Origin of the sequence: Rhizobium sp. 25PS6 (assembly GCF_032464655.1) — a bacterium.
Taxonomy (GTDB): Bacteria; Pseudomonadota; Alphaproteobacteria; order Rhizobiales; family Rhizobiaceae; genus Rhizobium; species Rhizobium laguerreae.
Genome location: NZ_JAWDIV010000017.1, coordinates 120,960 through 137,721 on the forward strand (window position 1 = coordinate 120,960; position 16,762 = coordinate 137,721).

Annotated in this window: 17 protein-coding genes; 7 read left to right on the forward strand and 10 right to left on the reverse strand. The window is 62.1% G+C overall.

What is annotated here, in order from left to right; all coding sequences use genetic code 11:
• Window positions 1-4 precede the first annotated feature (4 nt).
• The 7 genes from alr to RWK44_RS23895 form a co-directional block, all read right to left on the reverse strand.
• The gene (gene alr / locus RWK44_RS23865; protein ID WP_206117102.1) at window positions 5-1,174 is read right to left on the reverse strand and encodes an alanine racemase; all 1,170 of its coding nucleotides are present in this window, start codon (window positions 1,172-1,174) and stop codon (window positions 5-7) included.
• Between the two features lie 88 nt (window positions 1,175-1,262).
• A complete protein-coding gene (locus tag RWK44_RS23870; RefSeq protein ID WP_316029492.1) occupies window positions 1,263-2,759 on the reverse strand; it encodes a replicative DNA helicase in 1,497 nt (498 codons plus the stop codon).
• A gap of 374 nt (window positions 2,760-3,133) precedes the next feature.
• Complete coding sequence (gene rplI, locus RWK44_RS23875; protein WP_020049349.1) at window positions 3,134-3,712, reverse strand: 50S ribosomal protein L9; 579 nt, start codon at window positions 3,710-3,712, stop codon at window positions 3,134-3,136.
• 22 nt (window positions 3,713-3,734) lie between these two features.
• Entirely contained in the window at window positions 3,735-4,721 is a 987-nt protein-coding gene (locus tag RWK44_RS23880; RefSeq protein WP_316029478.1) for a DUF2232 domain-containing protein, read from the reverse strand.
• Between the two features lie 159 nt (window positions 4,722-4,880).
• Window positions 4,881-5,129, reverse strand: coding sequence for a 30S ribosomal protein S18 (rpsR, locus tag RWK44_RS23885; RefSeq protein WP_003547038.1), 249 nt, complete (start codon window positions 5,127-5,129; stop codon window positions 4,881-4,883).
• A 14-nt stretch (window positions 5,130-5,143) separates the two neighbouring features.
• On the reverse strand, window positions 5,144-5,611 hold the full coding sequence (gene rpsF, locus RWK44_RS23890; RefSeq protein ID WP_003547040.1) for a 30S ribosomal protein S6: 468 nt from the start codon (window positions 5,609-5,611) through the stop codon (window positions 5,144-5,146).
• A gap of 313 nt (window positions 5,612-5,924) precedes the next feature.
• On the reverse strand, window positions 5,925-6,968 hold the full coding sequence (locus RWK44_RS23895) for an aldo/keto reductase (RefSeq protein ID WP_168255033.1): 1,044 nt from the start codon (window positions 6,966-6,968) through the stop codon (window positions 5,925-5,927).
• A 201-nt stretch (window positions 6,969-7,169) separates the two neighbouring features.
• On the opposite strand from RWK44_RS23895, the gene fabD reads away from it, so the two are divergent.
• The 7 genes from fabD to gmk all read left to right on the forward strand — a co-directional run bounded on the left by fabD (window position 7,170) and on the right by gmk (window position 13,754).
• Window positions 7,170-8,114: an ACP S-malonyltransferase gene (fabD, locus tag RWK44_RS23900; protein ID WP_077976144.1), complete on the forward strand. Its 945-nt coding sequence runs from the start codon at window positions 7,170-7,172 to the stop codon at window positions 8,112-8,114.
• Between the two features lie 51 nt (window positions 8,115-8,165).
• The gene (fabG, locus tag RWK44_RS23905; protein ID WP_077976145.1) at window positions 8,166-8,903 is read left to right on the forward strand and encodes a 3-oxoacyl-[acyl-carrier-protein] reductase; all 738 of its coding nucleotides are present in this window, start codon (window positions 8,166-8,168) and stop codon (window positions 8,901-8,903) included.
• A 286-nt stretch (window positions 8,904-9,189) separates the two neighbouring features.
• The gene (locus RWK44_RS23910) at window positions 9,190-9,426 is read left to right on the forward strand and encodes an acyl carrier protein (RefSeq protein WP_132610620.1); all 237 of its coding nucleotides are present in this window, start codon (window positions 9,190-9,192) and stop codon (window positions 9,424-9,426) included.
• 93 nt (window positions 9,427-9,519) lie between these two features.
• On the forward strand, window positions 9,520-10,782 hold the full coding sequence (fabF, locus tag RWK44_RS23915; protein WP_168282771.1) for a beta-ketoacyl-ACP synthase II: 1,263 nt from the start codon (window positions 9,520-9,522) through the stop codon (window positions 10,780-10,782).
• Window positions 10,783-10,964: 182 nt separating this feature from the next.
• Window positions 10,965-12,182, forward strand: coding sequence for an endolytic transglycosylase MltG (gene mltG, locus RWK44_RS23920; protein ID WP_316029479.1), 1,218 nt, complete (start codon window positions 10,965-10,967; stop codon window positions 12,180-12,182).
• 18 nt (window positions 12,183-12,200) lie between these two features.
• Window positions 12,201-13,088 (forward strand): YicC/YloC family endoribonuclease, encoded by an 888-nt coding sequence (locus RWK44_RS23925; RefSeq protein WP_316029480.1) that lies wholly within the window; start codon window positions 12,201-12,203, stop codon window positions 13,086-13,088.
• A gap of 3 nt (window positions 13,089-13,091) precedes the next feature.
• On the forward strand, window positions 13,092-13,754 hold the full coding sequence (gene gmk, locus RWK44_RS23930) for a guanylate kinase (RefSeq protein ID WP_003547062.1): 663 nt from the start codon (window positions 13,092-13,094) through the stop codon (window positions 13,752-13,754).
• Window positions 13,755-13,821: 67 nt separating this feature from the next.
• Here gmk and rsmA read toward each other — a convergent pair whose 3' ends face one another.
• The 3 genes from rsmA to RWK44_RS23945 are packed head-to-tail and all read right to left on the reverse strand — an operon-like array spanning window position 13,822 to window position 16,628.
• A complete protein-coding gene (rsmA, locus tag RWK44_RS23935; protein WP_316029481.1) occupies window positions 13,822-14,649 on the reverse strand; it encodes a 16S rRNA (adenine(1518)-N(6)/adenine(1519)-N(6))-dimethyltransferase RsmA in 828 nt (275 codons plus the stop codon).
• Window positions 14,649-15,677, reverse strand: a complete 1,029-nt coding sequence (pdxA, locus tag RWK44_RS23940; RefSeq protein ID WP_131664313.1) for a 4-hydroxythreonine-4-phosphate dehydrogenase PdxA — start codon at window positions 15,675-15,677, stop codon at window positions 14,649-14,651. Before pdxA ends, rsmA begins: the two co-directional genes overlap by 1 nt.
• Before the next feature lie 6 nt (window positions 15,678-15,683).
• Entirely contained in the window at window positions 15,684-16,628 is a 945-nt protein-coding gene (locus RWK44_RS23945) for a peptidylprolyl isomerase (protein WP_316029482.1), read from the reverse strand.
• Window positions 16,629-16,762 lie beyond the last annotated feature (134 nt).

The window sequence follows — 16,762 nt, forward strand, 5'->3', positions numbered from 1 at the left end:
AAGGCTACTCCTCGGCCACGTAGCGCCGCTCGTGGCGAAGCCCCATGCTGGTCAGAATCTCGTATCCGATCGTGCCGCATGCCCGCGCCACATCGTCCACCGGCATGTTCTTTCCGAACAGCTCGACATAATCCCCGGCGCGCACGGCGTTGTCAGGCAGGTCGGTGATATCGAAGATCGTCAGGTCCATGGTGATCCGGCCGGCAACCGGAACCTTGCATCCGGCGATGAAACCCTGCCCGCCTTGCGGCACTACCTGGCGCAGTGGCACGCCGCCGCTCGACTGGCTGCGCATGTAGCCGTCGGCATAACCGGCCGAGGCGATCGCCAGCCGGCTTTCACGGCGAAGCTGCAGTGCCCGCCCATAGCTGACGGTCTCGCCGGCTTCGACGCTGCGCACCTGGATGATGCGCGCTTCCGCCGTTGCGACCGGCCGCATCGGGTTCGCCATGCCGCTGACCGCTTCGCCGCCATAGAGCGCGATGCCGGGGCGGGTCAGGTCGAAGTGATAATCCTCACCGAGAAAGATGCCCGCCGAGGCCGCAAGGCTTGAATCGATGCCTTCATAGGCGGCGCTAACCCTGTGGAATGATTCGAGTTGCTGCCGGTTCATCGCATGGGTGGGATCGTCGGCGCAGGCGAGATGGCTCATGACAAGCACGGGCGCGAAGCTCGCCGGCCGCGAGACGTCGTCGGCGAGCGCGATCGCATCGTCGATGTGCAACCCGAGCCGATTGAAGCCGGTGTCGACATGCAGCGCGCAGGGGTAATCGCCGTAATCGGCAAGCACCGCCATCCAGAAGGCGAGCTGTTCGTCGGAGGAAATCACCGGCACCAGATCGTTTTCGAAGAAGCGCCGCTCGGTGCCCGGCCAGATGCCTGAGAGCACGAAGATGCGTGCCTCGGGCGCATAGAGGCGAAGCGTCACGCCCTCGTCGACGGTCGCGACGAAGAAGTCGCGCGCGCCGGCCATATAGAGCGCTTCGCCGGCATCCTCGATGCCCATGCCGTAGGCATCCGCCTTGACGACCGCCGAGGCGCGCGCCGCCCCCGAGCGCCGCGCCATGTCACGCCAGTTCTCCGTCAGAGCGGTCAGGTCGACGGTCAGCCGCAGCCCTGCCGAGGCAAAATTATCATCTTCGGGGGCGTCGAAAATTTCGCTCATGATCCACATCGAAAAGAGGCCAGAGAAGATTCCCCGGCCAGTTTAAAGGTCAACTATGTCAAGGAAAAGCCCGGTCCTGCATGCAGCATCCGCGCGATCAGTGCTCTTCATATTGGGTGAAGGAGGGATCGGCGAGATCGGCAAAGCGCGTGAATTCCGACTGGAAGGCGAGCTTCACCGTGCCGGTCGGCCCGTGGCGCTGCTTGGCGATGATGACGTCGGCCGTGCCCTTCACCTTGTCGAACAGCGCTTCCCATTCCGGATATTTCGGATCGTGGAGGTCGCGCGGCTCCGAATTCTTGACATAATATTCCTCGCGGAACACGAAGAGCACGACGTCGGCGTCCTGCTCGATCGAGCCGGATTCGCGAAGGTCGGACAGCTGCGGCCGCTTGTCGTCGCGGCTTTCGACCTGACGCGAGAGCTGCGACAGCGCGATGATCGGAACGTTGAGCTCCTTGCCGAGCGCCTTCAGGCCGGTGGTGATCTGGGTGATTTCCTGCACGCGGTTGTCGCTGGATTTGCCCGAGCCGGTCATCAGCTGAATGTAGTCGACCACAAGCACGTCGAGGCCGCGCTGGCGCTTCAGACGGCGCGCGCGGGCCGAAAGCTGGGCGATCGAGATGCCGCCGGTCTGGTCGATAAAGAGCGGCACCTTCTGCATCATCATCGAGCAGGCGACGAGCTTTTCGAAATCGGCATCGTTGATGTCGCCGCGGCGGATCTTCGAGGAGGAGACTTCGGTCTGCTCAGAGATGATACGGGTGGCAAGCTGTTCGGACGACATTTCGAGCGAGTAGAAACCGACGACGCCGCCGTTCTTCGCCTTCATGCTGCCGTCCGACTGGACTTCGCCTTCATAGGCGGCGGCGATGTTGTAGGCGATGTTGGTGGCAAGCGAGGTCTTGCCCATGCCGGGGCGTCCGGCAAGCACGATCAAGTCCGACCTCTGCAGGCCACCCATCTTGGAATCCAGCGAATGGATGCCGGTGGAAATGCCGGAAAGCCCGCCGTCGCGCTCCTTGGCCACGGCCGCCATGTCGATCGCCAGCGCAACCGCATCGTTGAAGGCCTGGAAGCCGCCGTCGTAGCGGCCGTTTTCCGCCAGTTCGAACAGTCGGCGTTCCGTATCCTCGATCTGCGACTGCGGCGGCATGTCGAGCGGCGCGTCATAGGCGATGTTGACGACGTCCTCGCCGATGGTGATCAGCGCCCGGCGCAGCGCCAGGTCGTAGATCGCCCGGCCGTAATCCTCGGCATTGATGACGGTGACGGCATTGCTGACCAGGCTCGCCAGATATTGCGAAACCGTCATGTCGCCGACCTTCTCGTCGGCTTTCAGGAAGGTCTTGATCGTCACAGGGTTGGCGATCTTGCCCATGCGGATGATATCGCCGGCAACCTCAAAGATCTTCCGGTGCAGCGGTTCATAGAGATGGATTGGCTTCAGGAAGTCCGACACCCGGTAATAGGCGTCGTTGTTCATCAGGATCGCACCCAGAAGCGCTTGCTCGGCTTCGATATTGTTGGGTGCTTCGCGATAATGCTGCTCCGACGGGGCAACAGCTGCAATCTTTCGAGCGGCGTCGTTCATCATCATCCGTTCTGTCTTTTTCCAGCTCCGGATTTGCAATTCCGGACGCGAAAATCAAGAGGCTACGAAAGGAGCGGGGGCTCGCTTCGCCTAAATCCTGAACGCTGTGCACGTTGTTCGACTTCTCCACAGTCTTGGGCGACACAAAGGAGAAATACTGGCAGTGTCACCCGCACGACACGATATGGCGCCGACTCAGCCCATCCGCTTCGGAGAATTTTATTTTAGCGCGATGCGATAAGGCACGCAGCAAAAACATCCGGAAGATCCCCTTTAAAAAAGCGAACCGATCGGCAGCTTCACATAGAAGGGGTGGAAACGAAAAAGCCCGGCGCGGTGGCCGGGCTTCCCTCTCGCGGATCGCTCCGACGAAATTATGCTTCGTCTTCGTCGACGCCGTCGGCTTCCGGATCGAAGAAGTCTTCCGGACGCAGCGCGTCTTCGTCGACGCCGTAGATCGCGTCGACCGAGGTGAGTTCTTCGCCCTTGGACTGGCGCTCTGCCTCTTCGGCAGAACGGGCGACGTTCAGCTCGACGTGGATTTCGACTTCGGCATGCAGCTGCAGCTCGACCTTGTGCAGGCCGATCGACTTGATCGGCGTGTTGAGGTGAACCTGGTTGCGGCCGATATTGAAGCCTTCGGCGGCGAGAATATCGACGACGTCACGGGCGGCAACCGAACCGTAGAGCTGGCCGGTTTCGCCGGCGGAGCGTACGACGATGAAGGACTTGCCGTCGAGAACGTCGGCGACCGTCTGGGCTTCCGACTTGCGCTCGAGGTTGCGGGCTTCGAGCGTCGCGCGCTCGGCTTCGAAGCGGGTCTTGTTGGCGGCGTTGGCGCGAAGCGCCTTGCCGAGCGGCAGCAGGTAGTTGCGGGCAAAGCCGTCGCGAACCTTTACGGTTTCGCCCATCTGGCCGAGCTTGGAGATGCGTTCGAGAAGGATGACTTGCATTTTCTTTTTCCTTTCTTGTGTCTCAGATTTTCGTATCGGATTGTTTGGGGGCATCAGCATCTTTCGTCGGGGTCAGTGCGATCGCCTTGCGCGTATCGCTGAGACCGAGGACGAGGATGAGGAGAGCTGGCAGCAGCATGAGCATCGAGCCCAGATAGCAGAGGATGAGGGCCGGTATGCGCCAGTCCTTGCTGCGCGTGCGGAAATGCAGCGAGGCGAAACCGGAAAGCATGAAACCGGCGCCGAAGGCGCCGATCACGGTCGCGCCGACCAGCGCCGGAACGCCGCCGAAAAAGCAGGCGGCAAGCCCGGCCAGGAAGATGAAGATCGAGTTGCGGTTCATCCGCAGCGACGAGGGAATGTCCTCGCGCGGGCGAAGGCCGCGGCCGGATGCTGCAACGATGCGCACGGCGAAATAATAGGCGGCAAACAGCATGCTGACCCACATGCCGCCCTGCAAAGCAGGCAGCATCAGCAGGATCAGCGACTTGGTCTGCGCGGTCGCTGCCGGATCGGGCATGAATTCCGGCTGCTGCTGCTTGAGCGAGGTGATCAGCAGATCGACGATCGGATCGGTAATTTCGGGGCCGTAGCCGATGATCACACCGATGACGATGACGGCGAGCGTCACCAGACCGCAGAGATGCAGCAGGATATCGGAGAGCGGATACCAGGCAAGCAGATGGTCGGGTCCGCCGAGTTCGGCGGCCGGACGCGCCAGATTGGCGAGATGGCTGAGCCAACCGGCCGGCAGCAGCGTCACCATCGTCATGATCAGCGCGAAGGAAGGCGAGATCAAGATCGCGCCGAGTGCCGCGGCGCTGACGACGGCCGAGATCGCGGCGGTATTGCCCCAGCCGAGCCCGACGATGAGGATCGGCAGAGCCGAGGCCGTGTAGAGAAGCGCGCTGAAAAACGACGGCTGCATGCTCGCGCCCAGCACCAGCAGGGCGGCAGTCAATCCGGCGAGTGCGCCGATCAGCAGCGTTTTAATGTTCGGTCGTTTCAAGGTCGCTGTCCTGCTTCATCAAGCAGTTAGAGGATGTTGCTGAATCAGATTCAGAAACGTCTCAACATGGGTTTTAAGAGTTCCGATCCGCGCCCATCGCGGAAGGGAGAAGGGAAGGCACGAATGCCTTCCCTCAAGGGTGCGCGCGTCGGCCGATGATCAGGCGACGACGTAGGGCAGCAGGCCGAGGAAACGGGCGCGCTTGATCGCCTGGGCGAGTTCGCGCTGCTTCTTCTGGGAAACGGCCGTGATGCGGGACGGAACGATCTTGCCGCGCTCGGAAATGTAGCGCTGCAGCAGGCGTACGTCCTTGTAGTCGATCCGCGGCGCGTTGGCGCCGGAGAACGGGCAGGTCTTGCGGCGGCGATGGAACGGGCGGCGGACCGGAGCGGAGGAAGTTTCAGACATATCTCAGATCTCCCTTATACACGGTCTTCGCGCGGACGGCGCGGACGGTCGTCGCGGTCGCCGAAGCCACCTTCACGCGGCGGACGCGGGCCGCGGTCGCGATCGCCGAAGCCGCCTTCACGCGGGCCACGGCCGCCTTCACGCGGACGGTCGTCACGGTCGCGCTTCTGCATCATGGCAGACGGACCTTCTTCATGCTTCTCGACGGCGATCGTCATGTAGCGAAGAACGTCTTCGCTGATGCGCATCTGACGTTCCATTTCCTGGACGGCAGCAGCCGGTGCATCGATGTCCATCAGGGCGTAGTGCGCCTTGCGGTTCTTCTTGATGCGGTAGGTGAGGGACTTGAGGCCCCAGTTCTCGATACGCCCGACTTTACCGCCATTCGCTTCGATCACACCCTTGTACTGTTCTACGAGGGCATCGACCTGCTGAGCGGAAATATCCTGCCGGGCAAGGAATACATGTTCATAAAGAGCCATGACAGCTTTGCCTTTCTTGCGTTTGGTTCAACCCGATATTCGGCGGCTAAGCCTCAACGACTGCTCCTGATTGGGCGGACCCAGGCAAGAAAGCGTTTCCGAGACGGTCGAGAGCGGAGACACGGGAGGCTGGAACGCTTCCGTTCCGAACGATTTCCATGAGGAAACCGGCCCTCCGTTCAGCCACCAGCCAGAAGACCGGGTTAACGAACAGGGCGGCTTATACGGATTTTTTGGGCAAAGGCAAGCGCAATCGGACACCCACCCGATGCCGGCCAATGGTCGGCATCGGGCAGGCGCTAGACAAATAGGATCAAAGCGTCAGCGGATACTGCCGGTGCACCTTGGCGATTTCCGCCAGGATCTCGTTCGAAAGCGTAATGTCGGCCGCGCCGATATCTGTTTTCAACTGCTCCATCGAGGTCGCTCCGATGATGACCGAGGCCATGAACGGACGTGACAGGCAGAAGGCGAGCGCCATCGCTGCCGGGTCGAGGCCATATGTTGCGGCGATCTCCAGATAGGCTCTGGTCGCCGGCTCCTGCAGCGGCTGAAGGCGGCCGCCGATATCGTGGTTGATCGAACCGCGCGAACCTTTCGGCCTGCCGCCGTCGATATATTTGCCGGACAGGATACCGCCGGCGAGAGGCGAATAGGCGAGCAGCCCGACATCCTCATGATGCGAGAGCTCGGCGAGATCGAGATCGAAATGGCGGTAGAGCAGGTTGTATTCGTTCTGGACGCTGGCGACCCGCGGCAGGCTCTTCTGTTCGGAGAGCGTCAGGTATTTCTGCATGCCCCAGGTAGTTTCGTTGGAAAGGCCGATCGCGCGGATCTTGCCCTCCTTCACCAGAGCGCCGAGCGTTTCCAGGATGTCGAGCATATTGGCGACCGCCTTGTCGCGATCCTGGGTGAACGGATTGTAGCTCCAGTTCTGGCGGAAATGGAAATGGCCGCGGTTCGGCCAGTGGATCTGGTAGAGGTCGACGTAATCCGTCTTCAGCCGCGTCAGGCTGGCCTCGAGCGCCAGGCGGATATTCTTTGCATCGGCACCTTCGCCGCCGCGCAGATAATCGCGGCCGCGGCCGGCAACCTTGGTGGCGAGCACGATATCGCCGCGCTTGCCGGTCTTCTCGAACCAGCTGCCGATATAGTCTTCGGTCCAGCCCTGTGTCGCGGCTGAAACCGGGGTGGTTGGATAAAGCTCGGCCGTATCGAAGAAATTGACGCCCTTTTCGACGGCGTAATCCATCTGCGCATGCGCATCGGCTTCGCTGTTCTGCGAGCCCCAGGTCATGGTGCCAAGGCAAATCTCTGAAACGGAAATATCGGTGCGGCCTAGTGAATTGTACTTCATGGAAAAACCTTGGGAGAGAGGTGAAAGCCTTGGGGAGGTCCGGGCAAATCTAGGCTGGATTTGGCGGAGCGCAAGAGCAAAAGCCGGGCTTTTGCGCGCGCGCGAAAGGCTTTGCGGAGAATGAGCCGCCACTTGACTCTGCCGGAAAGAATGTCAATTGGAGGCAAAACAGCCTCAAGGGGCGCAATCAGGGACATGAAAATGACCATTGCTTTCACTTTTCCCGGTCAGGGCAGCCAGGCCGTCGGCATGGGCAAGGATCTCGCCGAGAATTTCGCGGAAGCCCGCGCCGTTTTCGAAGAGGTCGATGAGGCACTCGGTGAAAAGCTTTCGGACGTCATGTTCAACGGTCCCGAGGATACGCTGACCTTGACGGCGAACGCCCAGCCGGCGCTGATGGCCGTCTCGATCGCCGTTGTCCGCGTTCTCGAAGCCAAGGGGCTGGATCTGAAGTCCAAGGTCGCCTACGTCGCCGGCCACTCGCTCGGCGAATATTCGGCGCTTTGCGCCGCCGGCAGCTTTTCGCTCGCCGACACCGCTCGGCTGTTGCGTATCCGCGGCAATGCCATGCAGGCCGCCGTTCCCGTCGGCGTCGGCGCCATGGCCGCGATCATCGGCCTCGAACATGCCGACGTCGTTGCCGTCTGTGAGGCAGCGGCCGCTATCGGCGCTTGCCAGATCGCCAACGACAATGGCGGCGGCCAGATCGTCATCTCGGGCGAGAAGGCAGCCGTCGAAAAGGCGGCCGCCCTTGCGACCGACAAGGGCGCCAAGCGCGCCATCCTGCTGCCGGTCTCTGCTCCGTTCCATTCGACGCTGATGGCGCCCGCCGCCGACGCCATGCGCGAAGCGCTGGCAAAAGTCGCGAAGTCCGACCCCGTCGTGCCCGTCATCGCCAATGTCCGTGCCGCCCCGGTGACCGGCGCCGACGAGATTGCCAGCCTGCTGGTCGAGCAGGTGACCGGCCAGGTCCGCTGGCGCGAGACGGTGGAATGGTTTGCCGGAAATGGCGTGACGACGCTTTATGAACTCGGTTCCGGCAAGGTGCTGACCGGCCTTGCCCGCCGCATCGACAAGACGATCACCGGCATCTCCGTCAACGGTCCGGCGGATATCGACGCGGCCGTCGCCGCCCTCATGGCCTGATTGGTATTTCCGGACACCGGATTTGGTGTCCCTGATATAAGGAACGTTTCCATGCTCGATCTTTCCGGCCGCAAGGCTCTCGTCACAGGCGCTTCGGGCGGTATCGGCGAGGAAATCGCCCGCCTTCTTCATAAGCAGGGCGCCATCGTCGGCCTGCATGGCACCCGCGTCGAGAAGCTGGAAGCGCTGGCGGCCGATCTCGGCGAGCGCGTCAAGATCTTCCCGGCGAACCTCTCAGACCGCGATGAGGTCAAGGCGCTCGGCCAGAAAGCCGAGGCCGATCTCGAAGGTGTCGACATCCTCGTCAACAATGCCGGCATCACCCGCGACGGGCTGTTCGTGCGCATGAGCGACGAGGACTGGGACAGCGTCCTCGAAGTGAATCTGACGGCGACCTTTCGCCTGACGCGCGAATTGACGCATCCGATGATGCGCCGCCGCTATGGCCGCATCATCAACATCACCTCCATCGTCGGCGTCACCGGCAATCCGGGCCAGGCCAATTACTGCGCCTCCAAGGCCGGCATGATCGGCTTCACCAAGTCCCTGGCGCAGGAAATTGCCACCCGCAACGTGACGGTCAACTGCGTCGCACCGGGTTTCATCGAAAGCGCCATGACCGGCAAGCTCAATGACAAGCAGAAGGAAGCGATCATGGGGGCGATCCCGATGAAGCGCATGGGTACAGGCGGTGAGGTCGCTTCGGCGGTCGCTTACCTTGCGTCCTCCGAGGCTGCCTATATGACGGGCCAGACGCTGCACGTAAACGGCGGCATGGCAATGATCTGAAACGACAAACCGCTGGCATGGGAATAATTCCGTCAATAGCATGTTGAGCAATCACGAACCGTTGATTTTCTGGCTTTGCGGCAGACATAAAGCATGTTAAGCGGGCCATGACTGTGAACAGTCGTCCCGAGAAAGCAGACGGACCGGCGGGCTTTTTGCAAGCCTGGGACATCTCTGAAGCCGGGTAAACGAGTTTGCCGAGGATGTCTGAAAACATCGCAGGCTGAAACAGGGTAGGGGTGCCGCGATGGCATTCCGATCAGGACATAAGGTCGAGGAAACCGACATGAGCGATATCGCAGACCGCGTAAAGAAAATTGTTATTGATCATCTTGGCGTTGATGCCGACAAGGTCGTCGAGAGCGCCAGCTTTATCGACGATCTGGGCGCTGACTCGCTCGACACGGTCGAACTTGTCATGGCTTTCGAAGAAGAATTCGGCGTTGAAATTCCTGACGACGCTGCTGACTCGATCCTGACGGTAGGCGATGCAGTGAAGTTTATTGAGAAGGCCCAGGCCTGATCCTGTGAATTTGAGAAAGGGCGGGCCTGGAGTCCGCCCTTTTCTTTTCGGCATATTTCTCCATAGAACATAAGAGACGGGGGAAAGCACGCGATGAGACGTGTCGTCATCACCGGTACCGGCATGGTATCACCCTTGGGATGCGGAACCGAGGTGACGTGGTCCCGGCTGCTTGCCGGTCAGAACGGCGCCCGCCTCGTCACCGAATTCGAGGTCGATGATCTTCCCGCCAAGATCGCCTGCCGTATTCCTATCGGTGACGGCACCGACGGCACCTTCAATGTCGATCAGTGGATGGAGCCGAAGGAGCAGCGCAAGGTCGATCCCTTCATCATCTACGGCATGGCCGCCGCCGACATGGCGCTTGCCGATGCCGGCTGGCATCCTGAAACCGATGAGGACCAGATCGCCACCGGCGTGCTGATCGGATCCGGCATCGGCGGCATCGAAGGCATTGTCGAGGCGGGTTATACCCTGCGCGACAAGGGCCCGCGCCGCATCTCCCCCTTCTTCATTCCCGGCCGCCTGATCAACCTCGTCTCCGGCCAGGTCTCGATCCGCCACAAGCTGCGCGGACCCAATCATTCGGTCGTCACCGCCTGCTCGACGGGCGCGCATGCGATCGGCGATGCCGCGCGCTTGATTGCGCTGGGCGACGCCGACGTCATGGTCGCCGGCGGTACGGAATCCCCCGTCAGCCGCATTTCGCTTGCAGGTTTTGCCGCCTGCAAGGCGCTGTCGACCCAGCACAACGATGACCCGCAGAAGGCTTCGCGCCCCTATGACCGCGACCGCGACGGCTTCGTCATGGGCGAAGGCGCCGGCATCGTCGTGCTCGAGGAACTGGAACATGCCAAGGCGCGCGGCGCCAGGATCTACGCCGAAATCGTCGGCTACGGCTTGTCGGGCGATGCCTATCACATCACCGCGCCGTCCGAAGACGGCGAGGGCGCCGGCCGCTGCATGACGATGGCGCTGAAGCGCGCCGGGCTGACGCCGGCGGATATCGATTACATCAATGCCCACGGTACCTCGACCATGGCCGACACGATCGAACTCGGCGCCGTCGAGCGACTGGTTGGCAATGCGGCGTCGAAGATCTCCATGTCCTCGACCAAGTCGGCGACAGGACACCTTCTCGGTGCTGCCGGTGCCATCGAGGCGATCTTCGCCACGCTCGCCATTCGCGACAATATCGCGCCGCCGACACTCAATCTCGACAATCCCGAACGGGAGACGGCGATCGATCTTGTTCCGCACAAGGCGCGTGAGCGAGACATCAATGTGGCGCTGTCCAACTCGTTCGGATTCGGCGGCACGAACGCGTCGCTCGTGCTGCGCCGTTACGCGCAATAAGAGTGCTGCAAGCGGTGTAATGGGTCTCCCATGCACCGCAACCGGCCGTCCTCTCCGTTGCGTAGGAGGGCGTGCGAAAGCATAACGACCGGCAGCGGCGTCGTTGAACGGCGGCAGAACCTGCTTTTGCCGCATTGCTTCGCGAAATAGCGAAGTGAGGGTCAAGTTTTAGAGGATTGCCGGTGAGCGATACGACGAACCAGAGCAACGATACCCAGGCGCAGAAGGGACCGATTATCCCGAAATCGCCCAGCGAAGCCCTGCGTCCGGAGCGCGTTCCGGAGCCGCCGAAGCGGTCCAAGAAAGCCCGCGGCCAGGTCGTTCTTTTCCTGAACTTCCTCATGACGATGGCGGTTCTGGTCTGCGTCGTCGCAGTCATCGGCTTCTATTACGCCACCTCGACCTATCGGAACCCCGGTCCGTTGCAGACCAACACCAATTTCATCGTCCGCAACGGTGCTGGTCTGGCCGAAATCGCCTCGAATCTCGAGCGCAACGCGATCATCAGCGATGCCCGCATCTTCCGCTATCTCACGGCAACGCATCTTTCTACCGGTGAGAGCCTGAAGGCGGGTGAATACGAGATCAAGGCGAGGGCCTCCATGAGGGATATCATGGAGCTGCTGAAATCGGGCAAGTCCATTCTCTATTCCGTTTCCTTCCCCGAGGGTCTGACGGTCCGCCAGATGTTCGACCGGATGCTGCAGGATACCGTGCTGGAAGGCGACTTGCCGGCGGCACTGCCGACCGAGGGCAGCCTGCGTCCGGATACCTACAAATTCTCGCGCGGCACCAAGCGCTCGGAAATCATCGAACAGATGGCGGCTGCGCAGCAGAAGCTCGTCGATCAGATCTGGGATAAGCGTGACTCGTCGCTGCCGCTGCGATCCAAGGAGGAGTTCGTGACACTCGCCTCGATCGTCGAAAAGGAAACCGGCGTTCCCGACGAGCGTGCTCATGTCGCCTCCGTTTTCCTGAACCGGCTCGGCAAGGGCATGCGCCTGCAGTCCGACCCGACGATCATCTACGGCCTCTTCGGCGGCGAGGGTAAACCGGCCGACCGGCCGATCTACCAGTCGGACCTGAAGCGGGACACACCTTATAACACCTATGTCATCAAGGGTCTGCCGCCGACGCCGATCGCCAATCCCGGCAAGGATGCGCTGGAAGCCGTCGCCAATCCCTGGAAGACGCAGGATCTCTATTTCGTCGCTGACGGCTCTGGTGGCCATGTTTTCTCTGCGACGCTCGAGGAGCACAATGCTAACGTCAAGCGCTGGCGCAAGCTCGAAGCCGACAAGGGTTCAGACCCGAACATCGCAGTCGACGGCCAGCCGGAAGAGCAGCCGGCGGATAATGGCGCGACCGTCGCGCCGCCGAAGAAAAAGAAGATCAACTGAGACTTTCTGGAGGCTCGCATGGCTTTGCAGTCCATGACCGGTTTTGCGCGGCGCGAGGGAACGAGCGGCCGCTGGCGCTGGGCATGGGAACTGCGCTCGGTCAACGGCAAGGGCCTCGACCTGCGCCTGCGCCTGCCGCCCGGTCTCGAACGCATGGAGGCAGAGGTCCGCCGCCTCGCCGGAGAAAGCTTCAGCCGAGGCAACCTGCAGGCATCGCTATCCGTCACCGCCGACGAGAACCGTTTCGAGGCGGTGCTGAACAGGCAGGCGCTTGCCGCCGTGCTGGCCATGCGCGAGCAACTGGACGGTGTCATCGACCCGGCGCCGCTGAAGCTCGATACGCTGCTGCTGGTGCGCGGCATCGTCGAATTCCGCGAAAGCGAGGATGGCGAGGAGGCGCTTGCCGCCCGTGACGCCGATATCGCTGCCGGCCTGCTGGCCGCGCTTGCCGATCTGAGAGCGATGCGCGAACAGGAAGGGGCGGCGCTGGCCCGCATTCTTCACGACCACGTCACGACGATCGAAGGCCTGACGCGGACGATCGAGGCCGATCCATCGCGCTCGCCGCAGGAGATCGCCGCGCGGCTTGCCGCGCAGGTCGCCTTGTTGATGGACGGCATAGCCGCGCTCGACCGCGACAGGCTGCATGCCGAAGCCGCGCTGTTGGCGACCAAGGCGGATCTGCGCGAGGAAATCGATCGTCTGAAGGCTCATATCGCCGCAGCGCGCGATCTCTTGGTGAAAGGTGGCCCCGCCGGGCGCCGACTGGACTTCCTTGCACAGGAATTTAACCGCGAATCGAATACCATCTGCTCGAAGTCGAATGCCTCGGCGGTCACCGCCGCCGGCATCGAGCTGAAAGTCGTGATCGACCAGTTCCGCGAGCAGGTCCAGAATTTGGAGTAAGACATGAAACCGGCGAAATCCTCGCCCGTGCAGATCGCCCGTCGCGGTTTGATGCTTGTCATCTCGTCGCCATCAGGCGCCGGCAAGTCCACCATCGCGCGCACGCTGCTGGAGACCGACAGGCAAATCGGCCTTTCCGTCAGCGTCACCACGCGCCAGCGCCGCCCGAGTGAAGTCGAGGATGTGCATTACCACTTCAAGAGTGTGCGCGAGTTCGAACGGCTGCGCGATAGCGACGCGCTGCTCGAATGGGCCGAGGTGCATGGCAATTTCTACGGCACGCCGCGCGAGCCGGTCGAGCAGGCCATGGGCGAAGGCCGCGACATGCTCTTCGACATCGATTGGCAGGGCGCCCAGCAATTGCAGGAGAAGATGTCGGCCGACGTCGTCTCGATCTTCGTGCTGCCGCCGACCATGACCGAGCTCCAGTCGCGGCTGCACCGCCGTGCCGAGGATTCCGAGGAGGTCATCCAGACGCGCCTCGCCAACAGCCGCGCCGAGATCGCCCACTGGCGCGAATACGACTATGTCATCGTCAATGACGATCTCAACGCCGCCCTCGACGCCGTCCAGTCGATCGTCAAGGCCGAACGCCTGCGCCGTGACCGCCGCCATGGCATGTTCGACTTCGTCCGCGAGTTGCTGGAAGAGACGCCGTCGCTTTAAAGCGTGATGCCGAAAAATCTGCGCGATTTCGCGATGAGACACCAAATCTGAAAGATTGCGGCGCGCTTTAGAGGCTGTTCGCCAACAGGCAAAACTCCTCGACGGACAGGGTTTCTGCCCGACGCGCCGGATCGATCCCGGCCTTGACGAGCAGGCTCTCGCCGCCGAGCGGTTTCAGGCTTTGGCGCAGCATCTTGCGGCGCTGGCCGAAGGCCGCCTGTGTCACCTTTTCCAGATTGCTGACAGCGCAGGGGATCGGGTTTTCGCGGGGGGTCAGTTGCACGACCGTCGACGTCACCTTTGGTGGCGGCGTGAAGGCTTGCGGCGGCACGTCGAAGGCCATGCGTGCCTCCGTCCGCCAGCCGCAGAGCACGCCGAGACGGCCGTAATGGTCGTCGTCTTCGTTGGCGACGATACGCTCGCCGACTTCCTTCTGAAACATCAGCGTCAGCGACTGCCAGAACGGCGGCCAGGCTTTCGGCAACAGCCAGTTGACCAGCAACTGCGTGCCGACATTGTAGGGCAGGTTAGCAATGATCTTGATCGGGCCTTCTGCCGCCAATGTCTCGAAATCCGTCTTCAGCGCATCGCCTTCGATCACCTCCAGCCGGCCGGGATAATGATCGGCGATCTCGGCAAGCGCCGGCAGGCAGCGTGTATCCCGCTCCATGGCGATAACCTTCCTGGCGCCCAGCGCCAGGATCGCGCGCGTCAGTCCGCCGGGGCCGGGGCCGACCTCGAAAACGGTCGCATCTTCGAGCGCCCCCGCCGTGCGGGCGATCTTCTGCGTGAGGTTGAGGTCGAGCAGGAAATTCTGCCCGAGCGCCTTGCGTGCATCGAGGCCGTGACGCTGGATGACGTCGCGAAGCGGCGGCAGACCATCGAGTGCTGCCATCAGCGGCGGCTTTCCGCGCTGCGGCCGAGCTGGGCGGCGAGCTTCAGCGCGGCAACGAGGCTGTGCTCGCGCGCCAGTCCCTTGCCGGCAATGCCGAAAGCGGTGCCGTGATCCGGCGAGGTGCGCACGAAGGGAAGCCCGAGCGTCACGTTGACGCTGTCGTCAAAACCAAGTGCCTTGGCCGGGATCAGCGCCTGATCGTGATACATGCAGATGGCAACGTCGTATCGCGCCCGCGCCTCGTCATGGAACATCGTATCGGCGGGCAGGGGGCCGATCGCATCGAAGCCCTCGTCGCGCAGGCGCTCGATCGCCGGGCGGATGACGTCCTCGTCCTCCGTGCCGATCGCCCCACCTTCGCCTGCATGCGGGTTCAGGCCGGCAACGGCGAGCCGCGGCGCCTCGATGCCGAAGCGCTGCCTCAGGTCTTCATGGGCGATCCTGCAGGTTTCCATGATCAGTTCGCCCGTCAGCGCCTGCGGCACGTCGCGGACCGGAATATGGATGGTGACGGGAATGGCCCGGAGCTTCGGCCCGGACAGCATCATTACCGGTGTTACCGGCCGGCCGATCGCCCTGGCGGCGAGATCGGCGAGAAATTCGGTATGGCCGGGAAACCGGAAACCCGCCTCGTAAAGCACGGCCTTGGCGATCGGATTGGTAACGACTGCGAGCGCCTCGCCGTCAATGACAAGCGACACGGCTTTCTCGATCGACGCGATCGTACCTTTCGCCGTTGCCGCATGCGGTTCGCCGGCCACGACCTCGATGCCGGCCGATATGGTCATGACGGGCAGCGCATCGGCAAACATGCCGGCGGCCTTGCTGGCTTCATCAGTCTCGCGGATCGAGACCGCCAGATTGAGCTGGCGGGCTCTCAACGCCAGAACGTCGGGGTCGCCGATCAGGAAGAAAGGCGGCAGCCCGAGTTCTCGCCGCCGGAGCCAAGCCATCAGAGTAATATCCGGCCCGATGCCGGCGGGGTCGCCCTGGCTCAGCGCAAGCGGTCGCGAAAACGGTATCGCCATTGTCGGTCAGCGATAGGCGATCTGCGCCTTTTTGCGCAGTTCATCCAGGTATTTCTTGCTGTTTTCGTTTTCCGGGCTGGCATCCTTGCCGGCCTTGGACTTGTCGAGATCTTCTTGTCGGAAGACCATTTCGGCGGCCTGGTCGTCGGAGACCTGTCGCTGGCTGCAGATTGCCAGATATTCGACGCCCTTGTCGGTGACGCGGGTCCCTGTCGTGTTACCCTTGGCCTGCTCGACCAGCGGCTTCCAATCCGGCGGGATCTCGGGGGCGAGCAGGCGGCCGAGATCGCGCACGGAAACGTCGCGCATCGTTGCAGCAAACACCTTTGCCTGATCGCAGCCCGGAAATTTGGAGCGCGACGCCTCGGCCTCGCCCTTACGCTTGCCGGTGATGGCGCCGCGCTTGGCTTGCGGAATGACAAAGATGATCTGCTGCAGCATATATTCCGTCGTCACCGGCTTCTGCTTGTTGTTCTGCATCATGCGCGAGACGAGATCATAGTTCGACAGCCGCGAGGTCGAGCCGTAGCGGGCGTTGACGACGCGCGGCCAGCTCATCTGCACGGCGATAAAACTCTTGAAATGGTCGACGCCGACGCCGGCGCGATCGAGGATCTGCGACATCTGCTCTGAGGATAGCTTGTTGCCGCTCGAAAAGCGCGCGAAGGACGCATCGACATCCTGCTGCGAAACCGACATACGGACGCGGGCGACTTCCTGCCGCTTGAGCGCCTCGTCGACCAATTGCTCCTGGGCAGTCTTGGCGTCGGCCTTCGTACGCTGCAGGCGCAGGAAGGCCTGGCGCTTGGCGACATCGCCGCTTGTGATAGCGGTGCCGTTCACCACGGCTTTGACTTCACTGGCCGCAAGCGCTGGAGCGGCAAAGCCTGTCAGCAATGCAAGCGCTGCCCCGGCGAGGAACTTGGTTATGGCTTTTTTCGCGTCAATCATCTGTTGACCTCCCGATAGCGCCGCGAGACGTTGTTCGCGGCGTTCTTACCACAGTGCGAGACACGCTGAAATCGCTTCCATCACGGCGCGAAACCCCTATGCCTCAGATTCCGACTGGCGGCAATGTCCTGCAC